General features: G+C 59.8%; 4 protein-coding genes and 1 pseudogene. 1 reads left to right on the top strand and 4 read right to left on the bottom strand.

All coding sequences use genetic code 11. The features are described 5' to 3' along the window. Positions 1–476: 476 nt before the first annotated feature. Both ACIQUS_RS26025 and ACIQUS_RS26020 read right to left on the bottom strand, forming a co-directional pair. Positions 477–1439: an IS481 family transposase gene (locus tag ACIQUS_RS26025; protein WP_403053674.1), complete on the bottom strand. Its 963-nt coding sequence runs from the start codon at positions 1437–1439 to the stop codon at positions 477–479. 417 nt (positions 1440–1856) lie between these two features. Then, a pseudogene (locus ACIQUS_RS26020) lies at positions 1857–2358 on the bottom strand (OmpA family protein). A 473-nt stretch (positions 2359–2831) separates the two neighbouring features. On the opposite strand from ACIQUS_RS26020, the gene ACIQUS_RS26015 reads away from it, so the two are divergent. Then, on the top strand, positions 2832–3953 hold the full coding sequence (locus ACIQUS_RS26015) for a CaiB/BaiF CoA transferase family protein (protein WP_403053672.1): 1122 nt from the start codon (positions 2832–2834) through the stop codon (positions 3951–3953). Positions 3954–4006: 53 nt separating this feature from the next. Here ACIQUS_RS26015 and ACIQUS_RS26010 read toward each other — a convergent pair whose 3' ends face one another. Both ACIQUS_RS26010 and ACIQUS_RS26005 read right to left on the bottom strand, forming a co-directional pair. Further along, a complete protein-coding gene (locus ACIQUS_RS26010; protein WP_403053669.1) occupies positions 4007–5149 on the bottom strand; it encodes an acyl-CoA dehydrogenase family protein in 1143 nt (380 codons plus the stop codon). Positions 5150–5266: 117 nt separating this feature from the next. Continuing rightward, positions 5267–6286, bottom strand: a complete 1020-nt coding sequence (locus tag ACIQUS_RS26005) for an AraC family transcriptional regulator ligand-binding domain-containing protein (RefSeq protein WP_403053666.1) — start codon at positions 6284–6286, stop codon at positions 5267–5269. Between the last annotated feature and the right edge of the window lie 104 nt (positions 6287–6390).

Below are 6390 nucleotides of genomic sequence, written 5' to 3'. Positions count from 1 at the left end.
GTTATTCCGGGGATGACGGGGACTATTGAAGTGAAGACGGGCACCCATACTATCTGGGAATACCTGACTACACCGATATCGCGGGTTAGCGAAGCGTTCAGGGAACGCTAGGATGGTCTGAAGTGGTCATGCTGCAAAGCCAAGAGGATCTGGGATCCGCCGGTTAGCTATCGAGCTGCGGCGCGACTTTTATTCAGTGCAGTTATCAGTCATCAAAAGTCAGTCGGGATAGGTCAATTGTTTTTGATGTAGTTACTTCAAAATTCCGTTTTGGTGCGAGTCTTCGGCCGGCCTGCTTTGGGTCGGCTTTTTTTACCCGTTACAACAGGGCGGAGGGCATGCGTTGTGGTGCTGCCCCTGGTCATGATCGCGCCACGCTTTTGATCAATACAAAAAAGTTACGCGACTTGCACGTTAATGATCACCTGAGTTCGGGTTGGTAATAGCGTTGTGAGCGCGTTGTTCGCGCGACAGTGCTAGGTGTTTGGCCCCGGGATGAGGTGGTGCGGGTTAATTGTGAAACGGTCTGGATTTTGGGTCCAGGCCTCACAGATCACTTTGAATGGGGTGCGCCAGCGCAAAGCCTTCAGATGCCTAGCGAAGTTATAGGCCGTCACGAAAGCCAGCACATGCACCTTCAGAGTATCGATATTGGGGTAGTGGAACGCCTTGACTGTCGCCTCTTTTATCGTCCGGTTCATGCGCTCGACCTGGCCGTTAGTCCACGGATGATAGGGTTTGGTTAGGCGATGCTTGATGCCGTGCTCGTAGCAAACACGATCAAAGATGTGTCCGCCGAAGCGATTGGTCGCGCCGTTTCGATATCTGGGCTGCTCGGTGAATGCCGCGCCGTTGTCTGTCAGCACAGTGTGAATCTGGTATGGAAAGGCTTGAATCACCTGGCCTAAGAATGCTGCACCGTTGCGCTTTGTCGCTGCATCGAAAAATGCGACATAGGTGAATTTCGTCACCCGATCAATCGCTACGAACATGTGCTGTTTGCCGCTCTCCAAACGAATCTCGGAGCTGTCGATGTGGAGATACCCCATCTCCGTCGCTGCAAACTTGCCGCGCTTGGCCACGTCGGTGTTCTTGGGCGTCTTACTGATCCCGTGGCGCATCAAGCAGCGATGCAAGGCGCTACGGGTCAACTGGGGAAGGCACTCATGAAGATGCCCCAGCATGTCGTCCAAAGGCAGCATCGTCCGTTGACGGAACTCAACCACCATTGCCTCCTCTGACTCTGTCAACTTCGCGCTACGCGGCCGAGAGGGCCCCATTCGAGAATCTTGGGTTGTTGATTGCGAGCGCCATTTGGCCACAGTCTTCACGTTCAATCGGTAGCGAGCGGCAAGTTTTCGATTCGACTCTTGCGACGCTTGGAGCTCGGCTCGAATTCGCGGCGTCGTTCGGGCTGAACCATGGATGCGTCCTTCCAAAATGCATCCTCCTCCTGAGGGGTTAAGGATGCACCATGACTCTCCGGGACCAAACACCCTAGAAGGGGGCAATCAGCTTTTTAGAAATTGGTCTAGGATGCTGGAGGCAACTAGGGGGGAATTTCAGGCTGGTCGTTCCGGTTAGAGCGGCCTTCCTGCGTGGAAATGTAGATGTTATCGCTCACCAGCGGGCCGCGCACCAACACCGATGCTCCCGGCAGCCCGATCAAAAGAGTGTCGGTGAGGCCATCGACGCCATGGTGCAGGCCGATCCGAGCCTGGCCTGGCCTGTAGAAAAAGGGGGCTAGAAAAAGGGGACAGGCCCATCTGGTCCCTATGTGCAGTCTCATTGAATTTTGCTGGGCGCCGAACACGAAAAAGGGGAACGAGGCTCCCCTTTTGTACATCGGCTGAAGCTTACTGGTACTGCTGACCAGGAATCGGCTCGAGGCTGAACGCTACCTGACGGTTCTGCGCACGTCGCTGCAACGGGTCCATGTTGTGCTGGCGACTGCCAGTGCTGTCGGTGTAGCCGACCACTTCAATGGTGTGCTGGTTGAACTGCTTGAAGGCGTTGGCCAGGTTCCCCAGCGGCGAGTAGAAGCTTGGAACGATATTCGCCGAATCGGTGGCGAGTATGATGTAGCCGGTATGATCAGCTTGATTACATCACCCCGAGGCTGCACGTCAAAATCGATGTTGGGCTTGCTCGCTTGCAGGTCGGCTTCCTTGTCGTAGACAGGGGCGCACCGGGATAGGCAGCGGCCAGCGCATCCAGGCCATCGTACTTGGCGGTCTTGCTCACCCCGGTGGGGTCAATCTGCGCGTTAACCTGGCTGTCGTTCGGACTCTGGCCGGCACAACCGGTCATCAAGGCGGCAAAGGTCGCGACAGTAAACAAACGACGCATGGTGGACATGGAGGGGCTCCTATTGTAATTGGAAAGTGCAGGCAGACCGATTGCGGTTCTGTGTAAGCCTTGGATTGTAAATAAATGCAAAATAGCTCCCTGAAATCTCAGGTGCGCACAAAGGGGCATCCCGTCGCCTGGACAGGTGTCTTGGTCGTGCCGGGTGCCCCCGTGGCGTGCTCATATTTTCAGCGTTAAAGCTAATTTAAGATCGTCTTTTGATGACTGATTTTTGACATGAACTGTCATTTCATGCCGAAAAAGCAGAAAAGGGACAAGCAAAAGGGGGCGGATTCATTTTTCCTACCCTGCATTCAGCTGTCCCCGGTGCCCGCCAAGCCCTGAGGTGCATTGCAATAGCCCCGAGGTCTCCTGCTATTGGCTGTACACCTTCCCGGTCCTACGCTTCGCTATCGAGAGGCCGGCGTGGTACCGCCTGTACCCCGCCGGGTGAGCAGATGTGCGGATCGTGAGGAAGAACAATGGGACCATTGGCCGGACTTAAAATCGTTGAATTCGAAGGGATAGGCCCAGGGCCGCTGGTGGGGATGATCCTCGCCGACATGGGGGCGCAAGTCACCGTGATTGCGCGCAAGGGCGGTGTCGCCCTGGCGCGGCAATTGGGCGGCGATGAGGGGCTGGACATCCTCCAGCGCGGCAAGTACCGGGTGGTGATCGATCTCAAGCAGCCGGAAGGGGCGGCCTTGGCGCTGGATCTGCTGGCTCAGGCCGACGCGCTGATCGAGGGTAACCGTCCAGGCGTGATGGAGCGCCTGGGGCTGGGGCCCGAACAGTGCCTGGCGAAGAACCCGCGCCTGGTCTACGGCCGCCTGACGGGGTGGGGGCAGGCGGGGCCGCTGGCCCAGTCCGCCGGACATGACCTGAACTACCTTGCGCTGACCGGTCTGCTCGGGCTCGGCGGGGGTCGCAGCGACCCGCAGCGCCCGCCCGCGACCCTGGCGGGTGATGCCATCGGTGCCCTTGGCCTGGCGTTCGGCATTGTCGCGGGGGTCTTCGAGGCGCGCAGCTCTGGCCAGGGGCAGGTTGTCGACGCGGCCATCGTCGATCTGGTTGCCGTGCTGGGTTCTATCGCGCACTTCATTCATGCGGCCGGGCAGATCGGTGGTGCACGCCCAAGCGCGTTCTACGACTCGCCGTTCTACGATCTGTTTCAATGCGCCGACGGCGAATGGGTTTCCCTGGCGCCGCTGGAGCCACAGTTCTATGCGGAGTTTCTGCAGCGCTTGCAGCTGGCGGATGTCGACCCCAAGGCGCAGTACGACATTACCCAGTGGCCTGCACTGAAGGATCGATTGACTGCGTTGTTTCGCAGTCAGCCGCGCGCCCACTGGTGCGCGCTGCTCGAGGGCACGGATGCGTGTTTTGCGCCGGTACTGTCGCCTGGCGAAGCCGCTGCCCATCCGCATAACGTTGCGCGCGGGGTTTTCCAGGCCCGGCCGGTTATCCAGGCCAACCCGGCGCCGCGCTTCTCGCGTACACCTGGCGCGATCGTTCCGGTCGATCGGCAGGCCAGCACGCCGTTGCTGGCTGAGCTGGAAGCGCAGCGGCTTGAACGGCTGCGTGAACAAGGGGTGTTGGCCTGATACCGCGTTGATGAAAGCGCCAGTCGTTCTGTAACGGCTGGCGCAAGCGGTGCTTACAGCTGGCGGGCGATGAGGTCCTTCATCACTTCATTGGCGCCGCCATAGATCTTCTGCACGCGAGAGTCGACGAAGAATCGGGCGATCGGGTACTCGTCCATGTAGCCGTAGCCGCCGAACAGTTGCAGCAGTTCGTCGGTGATCTTGCACTGCATGTCGCTGCACCACAGCTTGGCCATGTAGGCCGCCTGGGGATCGAGTTTGCCGTCGAGCAGGCGTTGCGTGCAGTCGTTGACGAAGGTGCGGGCGACATGGGTGATGGTGGCGCATTCAGCCAGTTTGAAGCGGGTGTTCTGCAGGTCGAACAGACGCTGGCCAAACATCTGGCGCTCCTTGGCATAGTCGGTGGCCAGCTCCAGGGCGCGCTCCATGACCGCCACCGCGGGTACTGCAAGCAGCATGCGCTCATAGCTGAGCTGGCTCATGAGCTGGGCAAAGCCATTGCCTTCGACCGGGCCGAGCAGGTTGGCCGCCGGAACCCGCACGCTGTCGAAAAACAGCTCGCAGGTGTCGGAGCTGTGCAGGCCGATCTTTTTCAGTTTGTTGACGGCGAAGCCCTTGAGGTTGTCGGTCTCGACCACGATCAGGGAAATACCTTTGGCGCCTTCATCCGAGGTGCGCACGGCGAGCACCACCAGGTTGCCGCTATAGCCGTTGGTGATGAAAGTCTTGGAGCCGTTGATCACATACTCGTCGCCCTCGCGGCGGGCGCGGGTGCGCAGCACTTTGAGGTCGGAGCCGCAGCCCGGCTCGGTCATGGCGATGGCGGCGAACAGTTCGCCGCTGGCCAGCTTGGGTAGCCACTTGCGTTTCTGCTCGTCGCTACCGTAGTCGAGAATGTAATGGGAGGCGATCGAATGCACCGCCGTGCTCGGCGGCAGGCCTGCGCGGGTCAGCTCTTCGAGGGCGACCAGTTGATAGGACAGCGGGGCACCTGCGCCGCCGTACTCCTCGCCGATTTCCGGCAACAGAAAGCCCATTTCGCCGAAGCCCTGCCAGACCTCGCGTGGCACATGGCCCTGTTCGCGCCAGGCATCGTTGTGCGGCGTCATCTCGTTGGCGATGTATCGACGTACAGGGTCGCGAAAGGCCTCGATGTCGGCATCCATCCAGGTATGTTGGTGCGGCTTGGGCAGCATAGGTTCAGTCTCCGGAAATGAGGCGTTCGCCGCTGTCGGCAGCGTGCGTAAAGCGAGCCTAGAGCCTGGGTCCGGGTGAGCAAATAGCCGGGTGTCGCATTGCTGTTGCATTTGGCCTCATTGTCGCGAGCCTTTGCGAATTTGCCCTGGGGTCTGGCCGGTCCAGCGCTTGAAGGCACGCTGGAAGCTGGCGCTGTCGGCGAAGCCCAGCTCGTCGGCCAGTGCCGGGGTGGGCAGGTTGCTGGTTTGCAGGCGGTAGATTGCCCAGTCACGGCGCAGGCTGTCGCGAATGTACTGGAACGAGGACGCCTCCAGGGCGAGGTGGCGCTGCAGCGAACTGGCCGAGCAGTGCAGGGCAGCACTGGTCCGGTCGAGGTCGGACCAGCTGGAGGAGCGTGCATGTTCTTCGCGCAAATACGAGCGCACCCGGTCACTGACCCGTGTGGGTATGGCAGGCACCAGCAGGTCGAGCAGCCCCTTGTCCAGGTAGTCGTGCAGGTGGGCGTGGTCCCGGCGTACGGGCGCTTTGAGGGTTGCAGAATCGAACCAGATGGTCGAGCAGGGCATGCCAAAGCGCAGTTCGGTGGGGAACAGCTTGCGGTAATCGGCCAGGTGGCTGGGCTCAGCGACGGCCATGTCGATGCCGATGGGGCGCAAACTTCCCCCTTCCAGCCAGGCCATGACGCGCCAGATCAGGCGCAGTAGCAATACGTGGGCGAATTGCCGGGATTGAACTTCAGGGGTGATGAAGTGCAGCTCCACGCGCACGTGTTGACCGTCGTCTATGACCACCGGCTTGAGGTCGTCCTGCAGCAGTCCCAGGGTGCGGGTGAACTCCTGCAAGGCACCCACAAGGCTATCTCCCATGAGCGCCGAACACATCATCAGGCGGAAGCTGCCGCGGCGCAGTTTTCGCGAGAACAGCGCCATGCCTTCGTCGTCCAGCCCTTTGATGGTCTTGCGCAACAGCTTGACGTACTGATCCACCGTGACGTGGTGGTGCTGGTCTTGAGGTTGCTGCGGGTCTATGCCGGCGTCGCGCAAAAAACTTTCGATCGGGTAGCCACGCTCGCGTGCCGCGGCGAGCAGGGAAGAGACGAATACGGACGCGAAGAGAACAGGAGTTGGATTCGACATTGGTGGATTCTGCAAGCGATTTGCGGCGCCACGACATTGGCGGTTTCAGGGACGTCCATAACATTAAGCCCCACAACGCTGCACTTTGTCGCAACTTAATTCAG

The sequence above is a fragment of the Pseudomonas sp. NPDC090755 genome (assembly GCF_044769005.1).
GTDB lineage: Bacteria > Pseudomonadota > Gammaproteobacteria > Pseudomonadales > Pseudomonadaceae > Aquipseudomonas.
The sequence above is the reverse complement of the archived record's forward strand: the minus strand, read 5'-3'. Positions and strand labels throughout refer to the sequence as shown.

Bases quoted from the DNA above. Each gene is read 5' to 3' on its own strand.
- ACIQUS_RS26015 (WP_403053672.1), top strand. From the start codon at position 2,832: ATGGGACCATTGGCCGGACTTAAAATCGTTGAATTCGAAGGGATAGGC.
- ACIQUS_RS26010 (WP_403053669.1), bottom strand. From the start codon at position 5,149: ATGCTGCCCAAGCCGCACCAACATACCTGGATGGATGCCGACATCGAG.
- ACIQUS_RS26005 (WP_403053666.1), bottom strand. From the start codon at position 6,286: ATGTCGAATCCAACTCCTGTTCTCTTCGCGTCCGTATTCGTCTCTTCC.